This window comes from Algihabitans albus (assembly GCF_003572205.1).
GTDB classification, from domain to species: domain Bacteria; phylum Pseudomonadota; class Alphaproteobacteria; order Kiloniellales; family DSM-21159; genus Algihabitans; species Algihabitans albus.
This window is the reverse complement of record NZ_QXNY01000005.1, coordinates 262,152-275,999: the sequence shown is the minus strand read 5'-3', so window position 1 is coordinate 275,999 and position 13,848 is coordinate 262,152. Positions and strand designations below refer to the sequence as shown.

The window sequence follows — 13,848 nt, the reverse complement described above, 5'->3', positions numbered from 1 at the left end:
GCGCCTAACCGCCCTTCGTCAGCTGCTTCAGCGGCACGTCGGGATCGGCCAGGGCGTCCGCGTCGAGGGGTATCCGCCCTTCCATGAGCTGCTTGACAGGCCGCCGTTCGCGCCCGGCGTTGACCAGAGCGGCCGTGACGACACGCTCGCCGGCCAGACCGAACGACAGGAAACTTCCGCTCTCGGGATCGCCGCGCAGCACTTCGCGCTCCAAAGGCTGTTTCAATCCCAAGAGCTGCAGATTGACATCGTACTGATCCGTCCAGAACCAGGGCACGCCGCCGTAAGGCTCCGGCCGGTCCAGGATGGCCCCGGCCGCAGCCTGCGGCGCGCGTTCGGCATTTTCCCAGGATTCCAGGCGTACCGGACGGCCGAGCCAGGCATCCTGATGCCGGCTGCAATCGCCGAGAGCATAGACTGAACCGCCGGCTGAGCAGTGGCTGTCGACGAGAATGCCATCCTGGCAAGCCAGGCCGGCCGCCTGAGCCAGTTCGACATTGGGCAAGGCGCCGACGCCGATGACGGCCAGATCGGCGGACAAGCGACTGCCGTCGGACAGACGCAGGCCTTGCAGCTTCTCCTCCCCCTCGAAGGCGACGACACCGACGCCAAGGCGGAGTTCGACGCCTTCGCGCCGGTGGCGTGCTGCGAGAAAGTCCGAAAGCTGGTTCGGAAGGGCGCGCTCGAGAAGCTGCGGCCGAGCTTCCAGCAGCGTCACCGAGCAACCTCGGGCGGCCGCGCTGGCCGCCAGTTCCAGGCCGATGAAACCGCCGCCGACCAAGACCACCTCCGCTCCGGCCTGCAGTCCCGAACTCAGCGTCCGGGCATCGGCGGCCGTACGAAGTGTCGTAACGCCTGCCAAGTCTGCTCCAGGACAGTCCAGGCGACGGGCCCGGCAACCGGTTGCTAGCACCAAGACGTCCCAGGATTCGCGCCCACCGGTCGCCAAGGTCAGAGTTCGGTCCGCGAGATCCAGCGCGGCGACCTGGCATGCGAGGCGGAGTTCGACGTCGTTCTCCTGATACCACTCGGGTGCGTAGAGACGGCCGGTCAGCGGATCGGCGGCTTGCGTCAGCACCTCCTTCGACAGCGGCGGCCGTTCGTAAGGCGGATCGGCTTCCTCGCCCAGCAGCAGAATTCGGTCCTGCCAGCCCTGCTTGCGCAGCTGCGCGGCGGTACGGCCGCCAGCCTGGCCGGCGCCCACGATCACGGCGGTACGCAATCTCGACATGAGAGGGAATGTGACTCCTTGGACAACGGACCTTTAGGGATTCGGGCGATCTGGCCGGAGCGATCTGGACAGAAGGCTTGTCGGAACGCAAGCACCGCGCTGGCGTCCCTACCCCCATACCGCTATGCTCGGCCATCTCTCAACCGAGGAGCGACACTCCCATGCGCAGACAGCGTCTCGCCCCCCTTCTTGCGGCGGCCCTTCTGGCAGCGGGTCCAGTGTTGACCAGCCTTCCGGCGATGGCCGACGTTCTGACGCTGGCGGGTGGCCGCGAAGGCGGACTTTGGAGCCGGATCGGGCTCGGATTGGCGCAGGCGGTGGGCAGCAGCGCAGAGGACCTCACGCTGGCCTACGTCGCGTCGCCGGACGGCGTGATCAATGCCAAGCTCCTGAGCCAAGGAGGGATCGACCTGGCGCTGGCACAGCGCGCCGAACTGGCGGCGGCAAGCAGCGGCTCTGCGCCTTTCGAAACGCCGCTGGGGGGCCTGACCGCCGTCGCCAGCCTGGGCATGGCTGCCCCGCTCCACATCCTGATGCGACGCTCCACCGTAGAGGCCCTCGAGATCGAGACAGCCGGGGATTTGGCCCAAACGTCCGGCCTGACCTACGGGATGATGCCCCGCGACGGCCTATCGGCGGAAATCGGGCTTGGCGTCATCGAGGAACTCGCGATCGTCATTCCCGAGACTGAGCGGCAAGCGCGACTGGTGTTCGCCGGTCTGCGCAGCCAGCTGACGCGCTTGAGACTTGGCGACATCGACGTTCTGCTAGCGCCGATTCAGCTCGGCCATGCGGCCGTGGCGGAAGCCGCAGAGGCCCAGCAACTGACTGCGCTTGCGATGGAAGAGCCGCTGCGCGAGGCTTTGGCACTGCGCTTCGCCCTCGTCCCCTCGACAATCCCGACCAATGCCTATGCGTTCGTGGACGCGCCGACGGCCACCGTTGCCAGCGATCTCGTCCTGGCGGCAAAGGCCGACAGCGATCCGGAACAGATCGAGGCTCTGACGCGGTCGCTGTTCGAGAATCTCAATCAACTGAGGGCCGTGCATCCGCGCCTGTCGGGACTGACGGTCCAACAACTCGCCTCGATCGCGCGGGCGGAAGGCGCCCCGCCGTTGCATCCGGGTGCGGAGGCCTACCTGATGGCCAGAGGCCTCATCCCCGAGCCGCCGGAAGCGACCAACTAGGCGGGACAGCTGGAGCGCAGCGTCCTAGACTTCGACGAAGAGTTCGTCGCCCTCGACCTTCACGGCAAAGGTCTTGAGATCCTCGTCGACGGGACCCTCCTCGGCTTTGCCCGAGCGGATATCGAAGATTCCCTGGTGCAGCGGGCACTCGATCTTCCCGTCGTCGACGTAACCGTCCGACAGCAGAGCGAAGGCATGGGTGCAAACGTTATGCGTGGCAAAGTACTCGCCGTCGAGGTTGTAGAGAGCGAGAGGTGTGCCCTCCACTTCAACCCCGATCACTTCCCCCTCCGTCACATCGGACGTTTTCGCAACGCTGTGCCAGGCCATAGATCCCCCACCGGCTGTCCTACAAGTCATCGGACGTGATTTCGCAGTCTGAAAGCGTAAATACGCCTCTCATCGCCTCTACTCTCTCACCACGGCAGGAGAGCGAGTCACGTCACGGGCGGAAGCCAATCCGCTTCCGCCCGTGACGATCGCACTCTAGATAGCCGGAGGGGCGTCCGGAGCAAAGTCCAATTGCTGTTCGGTCCAAGAGGCTGCGTCCACTGCGCCGCCGGCGAAGCGGCCGCGGGCCGGGTTCCGAACGGTGGCGATCCGGTCTAGCTGGACGCCGTCCGCTCCAAGCTGTCGGTTACACGGTCGAGCAGCAGAAGGAGTTGAGCCGCCTCGGCTTCCGACAGGCCGAGCCGCGCCGGCGCCTCGAGGCGTTCCTGCAGCGGTTGCAGCCGCTCCTGCAGAGACTTGCCCACCCGGGTCAGTCGAACGACCCGCCGCCGTTGATCCATCGGATCCCGCTGGCGCTGAACCAGTCCGCGGCGCTCCATCTGAGCCAGCGCGCTAACCGTCGTGGGCTCCATCGTGCCGACCCGCCTGCTGAGCTGACGCTGGGAAATGCCGTCCTCTTGCCAAAGCGCACAGAGGAAGTACCACATGCCGAGGGTCACGCCCTCTTCAGCCAAGCGGGCTTGCAAAAGACGGTTGTAGGCGCGATGTGCATCGCGCAGTTTGGCGCCGACGCCGTCGCGACCTGTCGGGAGGTCAGCGCGATCTTCATCGGCGTCGGACGGGGCGGAATTGGAGATGAAACCTACCATTTAAGAGAATTACTCTATCTTAGGTACACTACGACGGGCATCAGAACCATCGTCACGCGATTCAATCAAGGGTTATTCTCCACTCCGTTCCACATCCTGCCGGATTCTCGAGCGGCTTCCAGCGCATCTGGAAACGGCCATGCTTGACGTTTTTGCGCGCCGCCTGCTGGACCGTCCCTTGAACACCGCGGCATCGAGTCTCGCCCGGCTCGGGATCGGGGCGAACGCCTTGACGCTCTCAGGCTTCGGGCTGGGGCTTGTCGCGGTCCCGCTGCTTGCCTTCGAGGCCTACATCGCCGCGCTGATCCTCATTCTGCTGAATCGTCTGGCGGACGGCCTGGACGGCCCGCTGGCCCGGACAACGGGCCACGTCAGCGATCTCGGCGGTTTTCTGGATATCGTCTGCGATTTCGTCTTCTACAGTGCCGTCATCTTCGGTTTTGCGCTGGGCCAGCCGGATTACGCGCTTCCGGCGGCCTTTCTGATCTTCAGCTTCGTCGGGACCGGGAGTTCCTTTCTCGCCTACGCAATTGTGGCGGCCAAACGCGGCATCACCACCGACCTGCGCGGCCGGAAGTCGCTCTACTATCTCGGCGGCCTGACGGAGGGAACGGAGACCGTGGCGTTCTTGATCGTCATATGCCTCTTCCCGGACTGGTTTCCCTGGCTGGCCTGGGGCTTCGGGATTGCCTGCTGGATCACGACGGCAACCCGCGTGCTCGCCGGCTGGCGGAATTTTCGCGGCTCTTAGCGGTCGGAAAAAAATGAGAGGTCAATGGCGCGCGACTGGTCCAGCTTCTATCAGGCAACGGACGGCGGACTGCCACGCCGAACGTTGCTGAAGGCCCTCGATCTTCTGGAAAGCAAGGGATCTGTCGGCTTTGCCGTCGATCTCGGCTGCGGTGCCGGCCGCGACACCTTCGAGCTCTTGCGGCGCGGCTGGGGAGTGCTGGCCATCGACGGCGAATCCGAGGCCTTGCAGCGGCTGAAGGATAGCGGCGACCGGCCGCGGCAGACGCGACTGGAAGTCCGACTGGCGCGTTTCGAGGATCCCGACTTCGCTCTTCCGACCTGCGATCTGGTCAACGCGAGCTTCTCGACGCCCTTCTGCGCCCGCCCGGCCTTCGACCGGCTCTGGCATCAGATCTGGACGTCGTTGAGGCCCGGCGGCTGTTTCGCCGGCCAACTGCTCGGGCAACGCGACAGCTGGGCGGGCCAGGCCGGCATTACCGCCTTCGATCAGACGGAGCTGCGGGATCTCTGCATAGGAAAGCAGGTGGTTTCTTGCGAAGAGGTCGAAGAGGACTCCACCACCGTGCGCGGCACGCCAAAACACTGGCACTTCTATCATCTCGTTCTGCGCAAGCCGCAGGAGCCACAAGCATGAGGCGGCTAACCGCGCCGATCATTGCTCTGCTGCTGCTTTACACGGTACCGGCTTCAGCCGATCCGGCCAGCGAGCTGCTCAGACGGATCAACAGCTACCGCGAGTCGCTCGGCCTAACGGCCCTGAACCTGTCGGCAAAGCTTGAAGCGGCGGCCCTCGCGCACGATGCCGACATGGCTACGCAGAACTACTTCGCCCATCGATCGCCGGACGGCCACAGCCTGAAGGACCGACTGGAGGCGCTGGGCTATGCCTTTCACTTCGCGGCGGAGAATTTGGCCGGTGGGCAAAGAACGCCCCGAGAAGTTCTGGAATCCTGGAAAGACAGCCTTGGCCACAACACCAACTTGCTGATGCCCCGCGTTACCGAAGCCGGCGTCGCCTTCTCGCGCAATCCGCAAGGCCGCCCGATCCGCTGGCTCTGGACCTTGGTGCTGGCAGAACCGCTAGAGTGACCGGCCCCGTTCCGGCCCGGCCTCTGCCCCCCTAAAGACAACGAAGAGTCGCAATGACGCTTTGGCGGGACGACCACTACGATCCCACCGAAAGCAATCCCGCTCTAATGCGCAGCGTGCGGCTTTAGCTGGTAGGCGCCGTTCTTCATACCCTCGAAATAGCGGCCGACGTCAGGGTGCGAGACTGGCCTGCCGCTGTCGTCCGGCACCAGGTTCTGTTCGGATACGTAGGCGACGTAGGTCGTCTCCTCGTTCTCGGCGAAGAGATGATAGAAGGGCTGATCCTTGCGCGGCCGTACATCTTCGGGGATCGACATCCACCATTCTTCGGTGTTGTTGAACTCCGGATCCACGTCGAAAATCACCCCACGGAAGGGGTAGAAGCGGTGACTCACCACTTCGCCGATCGTGAATTTTGCCCGTACCACCGTCATATCACCTATCCTACTACAGCTCCCTATATGTCGACGAAACCCCCAAGATTTCAACGGTCAAGCTGCCAGGCGTCGCGAGAGGCAGGCGATGAGGCCGCCGCCCCTTGTTCCATCGGGCGGGACTGCTATTGTGCGCCCGCGAAAATCGGCGGTCGCTCCGAACCGTTATCTGCTCGGCAAGTGACCCTACCTGCCCGGCGGATAAGAGGATCGTTTTGAAACGGTCGCCGGTCTCCACGAAGCACCCCCTCAAAGCCCGAGACGAGGCCCAAGCGACTATGGACAAGATCAAGGTCAAAAACCCGATCATCGAACTCGACGGCGATGAGATGACGCGCATCATCTGGGCGTTCATCAAAGATAAGCTGATCCTGCCCTACCTGGACGTCGATCTTCACTACTACGATCTCTCAGTTCAGGAACGCGACCGCACGGAAGACCAGATCACGGTCGATGCGGCCGAGGCGATCAAGACGCATCGAGTTGGCGTCAAGTGCGCCACCATCACGCCCGACGAAGACCGCGTTACCGAGTTCGGCCTGAAGAAGATGTGGCGTTCGCCCAACGGGACGATCCGCAACATCCTGGGCGGCACGGTTTTCCGCGAGCCGATCATCTGCTCCAACGTGCCGCGGCTGGTACCGGGCTGGACTCAACCCATCGTGATCGGCCGTCATGCCTTCGGCGACCAGTACCGCGCCACCGACTTCAAGGTGCCCGGTCCCGGCAAGCTGACCATGACCTTCCAGCCGGACGACGGCGGCGAGCCCATCGTCTACGAGGTGCATGACTTCCCTGCCAGCGGCGTTGCCATGGGAATGTACAATCACGACGAGTCGATCCGGGGCTTCGCACGCGCCTGCTTCAACTACGGCCTGCTGCGCCGCTATCCGGTCTACCTCTCGACCAAGAACACCATCCTCAAGGCCTACGACGGACGCTTCAAGGACCTGTTCCAGGAAGTCTTCGACAGCGAGTTCGCGGACCGTTTCCGCGGCGCCGGCGTCACCTACGAGCATCGCTTGATCGACGACATGGTCGCCTCCGCGATGAAGTGGAACGGCGGCTTCGTCTGGGCCTGCAAAAACTACGACGGCGACGTGCAGTCGGACACGGTGGCACAGGGATTCGGTTCGCTTGGCCTGATGACCTCCGTGCTGATGACGCCCGACGGCAAGACGGTCGAGGCGGAGGCGGCGCATGGCACGGTGACACGCCACTACCGCCTGCATCAGCAGGGCAAGGAGACTTCGACCAATCCGATCGCCTCGATTTTCGCCTGGACCCGCGGCCTGAAGTATCGCGGCACCTTCGACGAGACCCCGGCGGTGGTGGACTTCGCCGAAAAGCTCGAGGCGGTCTGCGTCGGTACGGTCGAGTCCGGTTTCATGACCAAGGATCTCGCCTTGCTGATCAGCCCGGATCAGACCTGGCTGACCACCAATCAGTTCCTAGATAAACTCGACGAAAACCTACAAACGGCAATGGGGAAATGAGAACGATGATGCTGTTCGCTCCCTTGACCCGCGGGCTCGCCTCCTGCAGCGCCCGCGGACTCGCCATCGCGTTATTCACCCTGACAATCGGAGGACTCATGGCCCCCAACGACGCCAAGGCGCTCGATCCCGAAAACGCGCTCCGGCTAGAACTCGCGAACGGACCCGTCACCATCGAGTTGCTCCCGGACGTCGCGCCACAGCACGTCGAACGCGTCAAGACCCTGGCACGCCAAGGTTTCTACGACGGCCTCAAATGGCACCGCGTGATCGAGGGCTTCATGGCGCAGACCGGCGATCCCGGCGGCACCGGCGCGGGCGGCTCCGATCTGCCCGACCTGCAGGCCGAATTCTCGGCGGTCCCCTTCGAGGAGGGCACCCTGGGCATGGCCCGCACGCAGGACCCGAACAGCGCCAACAGCCAGTGGTTCATCGTGTTCGAACGGTCGGACTGGCTCGACAGTCAGTACACGGTGTTCGGCCAGGTGGTCGAAGGCATGGAGAACGTTCACGCCATCAAGAAGGGCGATCGCTCCGCAAACGGGCTTGTGAGCGACCCCGACACCATCGTCACGCTGCGCGTGCTGGCGGACGTACAGTAGAGACAACGGCAAGTGAAAAAGGGGGCAGATGCCCCCTTTTTCATAGCTGCGTCTTTCCGGCAGGCTTCCGACGAGGGTCGAATCCGAGGTCCAACCGAGGTCCGATTCCAGAGTGCGGACGACCGTTATCGGCCTCTCAGCCGACGAGGACCGCTTCGATCGCCTGCATGGCCTCGGCGGCCTTGCTTCCTTCCGGACCGCCGGCTTGCGCCATGTCGGGCCGCCCGCCGCCGCCCTTGCCGCCGATCGCCGCAGAGCCCGCACGGACCAGATCGACGGCATTCAGCGACCCGGTCAGGTCGCCGGTCACGCCGACCACGAGCGAGGCCTTGCCCTCGTTCACCGCGATCACCGCCACGACACCGGACCCGACCTGCTTCTTCAGATCGTCGGCCATGGGCTTGAGATCCTTCGGCGGCACGTCCTCCAGAACGCGGGTGATCAGCTTGACGCCGCCGATCTCGCGAACGTCCAGCGCTGCTGCGGCACCGTCTCCGGTCGCCAGCTTGCGCCGGGTCTCGGCCAACTCGCGTTCGAGCTTGCGACGTTCCTCGAGCAGGCCGGCGATGCGCTTCGGCAGCTCGCCGGGTGCCACCTTCAGCGCGGCCGAAGCTTCGCCGAGCAAGCTCTCCTGGCGCTCGGCCCAGACCAAGGCCGCCTCCCCCGCCACGGCCTCGAGGCGGCGGACGCCGGACGAGAGGGCGGACTCGCCAACGATCTTGAAGAAGCCGATATCGCCGGTGCGATGGACATGGGTGCCACCGCAAAGTTCCGTGGAGAACTGTCGGTTATCCTGCTCCAGCTCGTCGAGCCCGCCCATCGAGACGACCCGGACCTCGTCCCCGTATTTTTCGCCGAACAATGCAAGCGCGCCCGCCTCGATCGCCTCGTCGGGCGTCATGTAGCGGGTCAGGACCTCTGCATTGGCCCGTACACGCGCATTCACCGCCTGCTCGACGGTTTGGATGTCCTCCGGCGAGAGAGGTTTCGGCTGGCTGATATCGAAGCGCAGACGGTCGGGGGCGACCAGCGAGCCCTTCTGCGTGACATGGTCGCCAAGCCGCCGTCGTAGCGCCTCGTGCAGCAGGTGAGTGGCGGAGTGATGCGCCCGCAACTGGGCGCGGCGTGCGCCGTCGACCCGCAGTTCCAGCGCCTGACCGAGCTTGAGGGTACCGCGGGTGACCTCTCCGAGATGGACATGCAGATCCGCGGCGCGCTTCTGGGTATCGGCAATCGCCACCTCGAGGCCGCCGCTGCCGCCCTCCGCGGCGGCGAAGAGAACGCCGCTATCGCCCATCTGGCCGCCACTCTCGCCATAGAAGGGCGTCTGGTTGAGCACGACCTGGACCGCCGTTCCGACCTCGGCCTGCTCCACTTCCGCGCCCTCGACGATCAGGGCGGAAACCACACCCTCGGCCACCTCGGTATCGTAGCCCAGGAACTCGGTGGCTCCGAGCCGGTCGCGCAAATCGAGCCATAGGGTTTCGGTCGCCGCCTCGCCGGAGCCCGCCCAGGATTTCTTGGCCTGTGCGCGCTGACGCGCCATGGCCGCGTCGTATCCCGCGACATCGAGCTTGCGATCCTGGCCGCGCAGAATGTCCTGAGTGAGGTCCAGGGGAAAGCCGTAGGTGTCGTAGAGCTTGAAGGCGACTTCGCCGGACAGAGCGGCTGCGCCGTCCAGCTTGCCGGTTTCCTCCTCCAGCAGCTTCAGGCCGCGGTCGAGGGTATCCTTGAAGCGGTTCTCCTCCAGCTTCAGCGTCTCGCCGATCAAGGCCTGGGCGCGGCCCAACTCCGGAAAAGCAGCCCCCATCTCGGCGACCAGCTCGGGCACCAACCGGTGCAGCAGAGGCTCGCGGGCGCCCAGCATGTGCGCATGCCGCATGCCGCGGCGCATGATCCGGCGCAAGACGTAGCCCCGGCCTTCGTTGGAGGGCAGCACGCCGTCGGCGATCAGAAAGGCGCTGGCCCGCAGATGATCGGCGATCACGCGGTGGGAGACAGCCTGGGGTCCATCGGCATGAACCCCGGTTGCCTCGGCCGAAGCCAGGATCAGCCGGCGCATCAGGTCGATGTCGTAGTTGTCGTGCTTTCCCTGCAGGACCGCGGCAATACGCTCCAAACCCATCCCGGTGTCGATCGAAGGACGCGGCAGGTCGATCCGTTGGTCGGCGGCGACCTGCTCGTACTGCATGAAGACCAGGTTCCAGATCTCGATGAAGCGGTCCCCGTCTTCATCCGGGCTGCCCGGCGGACCGCCGGGAATCCCCTCGCCATGATCGAAGAAGATTTCGGAGCAGGGACCGCAGGGCCCCGTCTCACCCATGGACCAGAAGTTATCGCTGGTCGAAATGCGGATGATCCGGGAGTCGGGCAAACCGGCGATCTTGCGCCACAGATCGAAGGCCTCTTCATCCTCCGAGAAGACAGTCACCAGGAGCCGTTCGCTCGGCAGGCCGAATTCTTTGGTCACCAGATTCCAGGCAAGCTCGATCGCGACATCCTTGAAGTAGTCGCCGAACGAGAAGTTCCCCAGCATCTCGAAAAAGGTATGGTGCCGCGCCGTATAGCCCACGTTGTCAAGGTCGTTGTGCTTACCGCCGGCGCGGACACACTTCTGTGAGGTGACCGCACGGCTGTAAGGCCGGGTTTCCTGACCCGTGAAGACGTTCTTGAACTGAACCATGCCCGCATTGGCGAACATCAAGGTCGGGTCATTGCGCGGCACCAGCGGCGAGGAGGCGAGCGCCTCGTGACCCTGGCCGGCAAAGTAGTCGAGAAAAGCCTTGCGTATATCGTTCGTACTGGTCATGGCATCTACTTGGGTTCAAAGGGCTTGGCCAGCAAGCTAGAAGATTTCCAAACTTGCGGCCGGGAGGCCGTCGGCGGGCGGTTGGCGACTCCGGGTTGTAGCTTCCGCACGGAGGACTGTCCACAGATGCAGGCTGCGGGTGACTGCAGAGGTGACTGCCGCCCTTCGGCTGAGATAGGGATAGGAGCCGCAGCCAAGCTGGAGGCAAGACTCTCGTCTTCTCTTTAGCAGCGGTCTTTAAGTCGTCACCGAGGGAGATTAGAGTGCCGATTATGCAGTCGCATCGTCATACACGCCGACGCCTCGGCAGAGTCTTCGCCCTGGCGTCGCTTCTTTTTGCTTTTGTTGCCGTGGGGTTCGCTCAGGCGCAGACGCAAGACCAGCAACAACAGCCACAGCCGGAAACCGAAACGTTTCAAGACTGGACACTGGCCTGCATCCAACTGGAGGACGGGACCAGGAGCTGCCGCATGCTGCAGAACGTCGGCAACGAGCAGGGCCAGGTGGTCATGCAGGCTGCCATCATCCTGCTGCCGGACGGCAATCCGGGACTGCTGCTCAACCTCCCGCTCGGAGTTTGGTTGGCGGACGGGGTGAGCATTCAGATCGACGGCGGCGAGCAGCTCTCGGTGCCCTACGCCCGCTGTCTGCAGCCGCCGGACCAGTGTCGGGTGGAACTGGTTCTCGACCAGACCCGCGTAAGCCAGTTGCGGGCCGGCACGCAGATCAACGTCACCTTTTTCGACCCGCGTCAGCAGCCGATCCGCGCAAGGATCTCTCTGCTCGGCTTCACTGCCGCCTTCAATGGCCTGACGGGCTGATCTCCGATATCCGCTGACAAACGGACGGGTCGGAGTGCAGAGCCGCTCCGGCCGAGGCCGGAAGCACGCATCCCCTCGAGGCTCATCCAACTTCGAGGGGATGCGGTTTCGTACTGCTATTGGGTCGTCAACTTTCGGAAACCGCCGGCTTCAGGAAACCGTCAGCTTCAGGAAACCGTCAGCTTTCTGGGGCCGAGCTCTCCGTCGGGGCGCCCGGGCTTGGCTCATCGGGCCCTTCGAGCATGGCGTCAGCCACCAGACCGGCATTGGCCCGAACCGCGCGCTCGATCTTATTCGCGATCTCAGGGTTTTCCTTGAGGAAGGTCTTGGCGTTCTCGCGGCCCTGACCAATCCTTTGGCCATCGGCCGAGAACCAAGCACCCGACTTCTCCACCACGCCGGCCTGTACCCCAAGATCGAGCAGTTCACCCGTCTTGGAGATCCCCTGCCCGTACATGATATCGAATTCGACGACACGGAACGGCGGAGCCAGCTTGTTCTTGACCACCTTTACGCGCGTCTGGTTGCCGACGACGGTGTCGCGGTCCTTGATCGCACCGATTCGCCGTATATCGAGGCGCACCGAAGCGTAGAACTTCAGCGCATTACCGCCCGACGTCGTCTCCGGGCTCCCGAACATGACGCCGATCTTCATACGGATCTGGTTAATGAAAATGACCAGGGTATGCGACTTCGAAATCGAGGACGTCAGCTTACGCAAGGCCTGACTCATCAGCCGTGCCTGCAAGCCCGGCATCTGATCGCCCATCTCGCCCTCGAGTTCGGCCCGGGGCACCAGTGCGGCAACGGAATCGATCACCAGCACGTCGACTGCGCCGGAGCGAACCAGTGTGTCGGCGATTTCCAAAGCCTGCTCACCGGCATCGGGCTGGCTGATCAGCAGTTCGTCGATATCAACGCCCAGCTTCGTAGCGTAGCTCGGATCCAACGCGTGCTCGGCATCGATGAAGGCAGCGGTTCCGCCGGCCTTCTGCGCTTCAGCGGCGATGTGCAGCGCCAGCGTTGTCTTGCCGGACGATTCCGGGCCATAGATCTCGACAATGCGTCCGCGCGGAACACCGCCGATACCGAGCCCGATATCAAGACCGAGCGAACCGGTAGAAATGGTCGCGATATCGACCACGTCGCGCTGGCCCAGCTTCATCACGGACCCTTTGCCAAAGGCCCGTTCGATCTGGCTAAGGGCCTGATCCAGTGCTTTCGTTTTGTCCACCTTGTCCCCGTCGATCAATCGCAAAGCCGTCTGGCTCATCGCGTCCACTCCCTTATCCCACGCCGGCTCAGGCGTCGCAATCGGAGCGCAAATGTACCTGTCTTGTTCTTTTTTGGCAACGGAAAACAAGCCCGAAAAGAGAACAAAACTCGCTCAAGCCTGGATCATTGAATTAGGGCGGAAAAGACGGCCAAGGCACCGGCCTCCACGACTCGGATCGCGAAGCGGTCGACCACGCCGGGCAAGAATAGGGACGCGGTCGGGCTCAAGGCGAAGATCGCCGGCGACACTGAACTCTCGCCAGCGGCTGTGGCTCTAGCCCTCCCTCTCCGCGCGCCGGATCAGGATCGCATGCGGCCGTTCCGTCTGCAGCAGGAAGCGGGAGTCGCTCGCCAGGAAATCGCAGGTCGCCTTGCGGCAGCCCTGATAGTCGTTGAAATCGTCGATGATGATGGCGCCCTCGAGGGACATATGATCGGCGATCTGTTCCAGACAGAACTTGACCGGTTCGTACCAATCGCAATCGACGTGAGCGAGCGCGATCCGGGTTCCCGGCGCCAAAGTCAGCGTGTCCTCGAACAGGCCTTTGTGAAGCGCGATCCTTTCGCCGTCGACGGCCAGTCCGCAATCAGCGAAGTTCCGGACCACCCGGTCGTAGAGATCGTCGACATAGCCGTAGTAGTCGTCGCCCTCGATCCCCTTGGACCGGCCCGCCTCGATCACGGCGTAACGTTCATGGCTGTCGCGCTCGTCCTGTTCGGAGGGCGGCGGTATCGTCCCGAAGACGTCGAACCCGTGGTAATGACGGTTCTGCATCTTGCTGGCCATGATGATCGAGGATCCTCCAAGTGCGATCCCGAATTCATAGAGGTCACCGGCTACGCCTTCACGGTTCAGCCGATCGATCTGCCTCGTCAGGCTGTAGAGCTTGGAGGTCGCCAGATAGGTCAGACGCTGCTGCTGGACCCGTCGCGCGATCGGGTCGAGCCGATGCGTCATCCAACCATCCCGCAACCGGCGTTTCGCCTTCTGGTAGCCTGACGCAAGCAATCCCATCGGCACTATCCCGCGTTTATTTTGCCTCCCTCACAC

Annotated in this window: 15 protein-coding genes; 7 read left to right on the top strand and 8 right to left on the bottom strand. The window is 63.7% G+C overall.

What is annotated here, in order from left to right; genetic code table 11:
* Nucleotides 1-4 precede the first annotated feature (4 nt).
* Nucleotides 5-1,231: an NAD(P)/FAD-dependent oxidoreductase gene (locus DBZ32_RS15345; protein WP_119168066.1), complete on the bottom strand. Its 1,227-nt coding sequence runs from the start codon at nt 1,229-1,231 to the stop codon at nt 5-7.
* Between the two features lie 161 nt (nt 1,232-1,392).
* Here DBZ32_RS15345 and DBZ32_RS15340 point away from each other — a divergent pair, with 161 nt between their 5' ends.
* On the top strand, nt 1,393-2,418 hold the full coding sequence (locus tag DBZ32_RS15340; protein ID WP_119168065.1) for a TAXI family TRAP transporter solute-binding subunit: 1,026 nt from the start codon (nt 1,393-1,395) through the stop codon (nt 2,416-2,418).
* A 24-nt stretch (nt 2,419-2,442) separates the two neighbouring features.
* Here DBZ32_RS15340 and DBZ32_RS15335 read toward each other — a convergent pair whose 3' ends face one another.
* Both DBZ32_RS15335 and DBZ32_RS15330 read right to left on the bottom strand, forming a co-directional pair.
* Complete coding sequence (locus tag DBZ32_RS15335) at nt 2,443-2,748, bottom strand: non-heme iron oxygenase ferredoxin subunit (protein ID WP_119168064.1); 306 nt, start codon at nt 2,746-2,748, stop codon at nt 2,443-2,445.
* Nucleotides 2,749-3,023: 275 nt separating this feature from the next.
* Nucleotides 3,024-3,518, bottom strand: a complete 495-nt coding sequence (locus DBZ32_RS15330; RefSeq protein WP_119168063.1) for a MarR family winged helix-turn-helix transcriptional regulator — start codon at nt 3,516-3,518, stop codon at nt 3,024-3,026.
* A 139-nt stretch (nt 3,519-3,657) separates the two neighbouring features.
* Here DBZ32_RS15330 and DBZ32_RS15325 point away from each other — a divergent pair, with 139 nt between their 5' ends.
* From DBZ32_RS15325 to DBZ32_RS15315, 3 genes are read left to right on the top strand one after another with little or no spacing between them, the layout of a single operon-like run.
* Nucleotides 3,658-4,269 (top strand): CDP-alcohol phosphatidyltransferase family protein, encoded by a 612-nt coding sequence (locus tag DBZ32_RS15325; protein ID WP_119168062.1) that lies wholly within the window; start codon nt 3,658-3,660, stop codon nt 4,267-4,269.
* A 24-nt stretch (nt 4,270-4,293) separates the two neighbouring features.
* On the top strand, nt 4,294-4,905 hold the full coding sequence (locus tag DBZ32_RS15320; protein WP_119168061.1) for a class I SAM-dependent methyltransferase: 612 nt from the start codon (nt 4,294-4,296) through the stop codon (nt 4,903-4,905).
* The gene (locus DBZ32_RS15315; protein WP_119168060.1) at nt 4,902-5,360 is read left to right on the top strand and encodes a CAP domain-containing protein; all 459 of its coding nucleotides are present in this window, start codon (nt 4,902-4,904) and stop codon (nt 5,358-5,360) included. The genes DBZ32_RS15320 and DBZ32_RS15315 overlap by 4 nt, the downstream gene beginning before the upstream one ends.
* Nucleotides 5,361-5,464: 104 nt before the next feature.
* Here the strand turns inward: DBZ32_RS15315 and hspQ are convergent, their stop codons facing one another.
* On the bottom strand, nt 5,465-5,794 hold the full coding sequence (gene hspQ / locus DBZ32_RS15310) for a heat shock protein HspQ (protein ID WP_119168059.1): 330 nt from the start codon (nt 5,792-5,794) through the stop codon (nt 5,465-5,467).
* 278 nt (nt 5,795-6,072) lie between these two features.
* On the opposite strand from hspQ, the gene DBZ32_RS15305 reads away from it, so the two are divergent.
* Nucleotides 6,073-7,290, top strand: coding sequence for an NADP-dependent isocitrate dehydrogenase (locus DBZ32_RS15305; RefSeq protein WP_119168058.1), 1,218 nt, complete (start codon nt 6,073-6,075; stop codon nt 7,288-7,290).
* A gap of 5 nt (nt 7,291-7,295) precedes the next feature.
* Nucleotides 7,296-7,892, top strand: a complete 597-nt coding sequence (locus tag DBZ32_RS15300; RefSeq protein WP_407923500.1) for a peptidylprolyl isomerase — start codon at nt 7,296-7,298, stop codon at nt 7,890-7,892.
* Between the two features lie 136 nt (nt 7,893-8,028).
* On the opposite strand, the gene alaS is transcribed toward DBZ32_RS15300, so the two are convergent.
* Entirely contained in the window at nt 8,029-10,701 is a 2,673-nt protein-coding gene (alaS, locus tag DBZ32_RS15295) for an alanine--tRNA ligase (protein ID WP_119168057.1), read from the bottom strand.
* A gap of 272 nt (nt 10,702-10,973) precedes the next feature.
* On the opposite strand from alaS, the gene DBZ32_RS22675 reads away from it, so the two are divergent.
* Nucleotides 10,974-11,522 (top strand): invasion associated locus B family protein, encoded by a 549-nt coding sequence (locus DBZ32_RS22675; protein WP_119168056.1) that lies wholly within the window; start codon nt 10,974-10,976, stop codon nt 11,520-11,522.
* Between the two features lie 178 nt (nt 11,523-11,700).
* On the opposite strand, the gene recA is transcribed toward DBZ32_RS22675, so the two are convergent.
* The 3 genes from recA to DBZ32_RS15280 form a co-directional block, all read right to left on the bottom strand.
* Nucleotides 11,701-12,795 carry a recombinase RecA gene (gene recA, locus DBZ32_RS15285; protein ID WP_119168055.1) on the bottom strand — a complete coding sequence of 365 codons (1,095 nt, stop codon included), beginning with the start codon at nt 12,793-12,795 and terminating at the stop codon, nt 11,701-11,703.
* A gap of 125 nt (nt 12,796-12,920) precedes the next feature.
* The gene (locus DBZ32_RS22670; RefSeq protein WP_268877948.1) at nt 12,921-13,046 is read right to left on the bottom strand and encodes a hypothetical protein; all 126 of its coding nucleotides are present in this window, start codon (nt 13,044-13,046) and stop codon (nt 12,921-12,923) included.
* A 25-nt stretch (nt 13,047-13,071) separates the two neighbouring features.
* Nucleotides 13,072-13,755 (bottom strand): TylF/MycF/NovP-related O-methyltransferase, encoded by a 684-nt coding sequence (locus tag DBZ32_RS15280; RefSeq protein WP_162906778.1) that lies wholly within the window; start codon nt 13,753-13,755, stop codon nt 13,072-13,074.
* Nucleotides 13,756-13,848: the final 93 nt, after the last annotated feature.

Coding starts and splice junctions, on each gene's coding strand:
- DBZ32_RS15345 (WP_119168066.1), bottom strand. CDS start 1,231: ATGTCGAGATTGCGTACCGCCGTGATCGTGGGCGCCGGCCAGGCTGGC.
- DBZ32_RS15340 (WP_119168065.1), top strand. CDS start 1,393: ATGCGCAGACAGCGTCTCGCCCCCCTTCTTGCGGCGGCCCTTCTGGCA.
- DBZ32_RS15335 (WP_119168064.1), bottom strand. CDS start 2,748: ATGGCCTGGCACAGCGTTGCGAAAACGTCCGATGTGACGGAGGGGGAA.
- DBZ32_RS15330 (WP_119168063.1), bottom strand. CDS start 3,518: ATGGTAGGTTTCATCTCCAATTCCGCCCCGTCCGACGCCGATGAAGAT.
- DBZ32_RS15325 (WP_119168062.1), top strand. CDS start 3,658: ATGCTTGACGTTTTTGCGCGCCGCCTGCTGGACCGTCCCTTGAACACC.
- DBZ32_RS15320 (WP_119168061.1), top strand. CDS start 4,294: ATGGCGCGCGACTGGTCCAGCTTCTATCAGGCAACGGACGGCGGACTG.
- DBZ32_RS15315 (WP_119168060.1), top strand. CDS start 4,902: ATGAGGCGGCTAACCGCGCCGATCATTGCTCTGCTGCTGCTTTACACG.
- hspQ (WP_119168059.1), bottom strand. CDS start 5,794: ATGACGGTGGTACGGGCAAAATTCACGATCGGCGAAGTGGTGAGTCAC.
- DBZ32_RS15305 (WP_119168058.1), top strand. CDS start 6,073: ATGGACAAGATCAAGGTCAAAAACCCGATCATCGAACTCGACGGCGAT.
- DBZ32_RS15300 (WP_407923500.1), top strand. CDS start 7,296: ATGATGCTGTTCGCTCCCTTGACCCGCGGGCTCGCCTCCTGCAGCGCC.
- alaS (WP_119168057.1), bottom strand. CDS start 10,701: ATGACCAGTACGAACGATATACGCAAGGCTTTTCTCGACTACTTTGCC.
- DBZ32_RS22675 (WP_119168056.1), top strand. CDS start 10,974: ATGCAGTCGCATCGTCATACACGCCGACGCCTCGGCAGAGTCTTCGCC.
- recA (WP_119168055.1), bottom strand. CDS start 12,795: ATGAGCCAGACGGCTTTGCGATTGATCGACGGGGACAAGGTGGACAAA.
- DBZ32_RS15280 (WP_162906778.1), bottom strand. CDS start 13,755: ATGACGCATCGGCTCGACCCGATCGCGCGACGGGTCCAGCAGCAGCGT.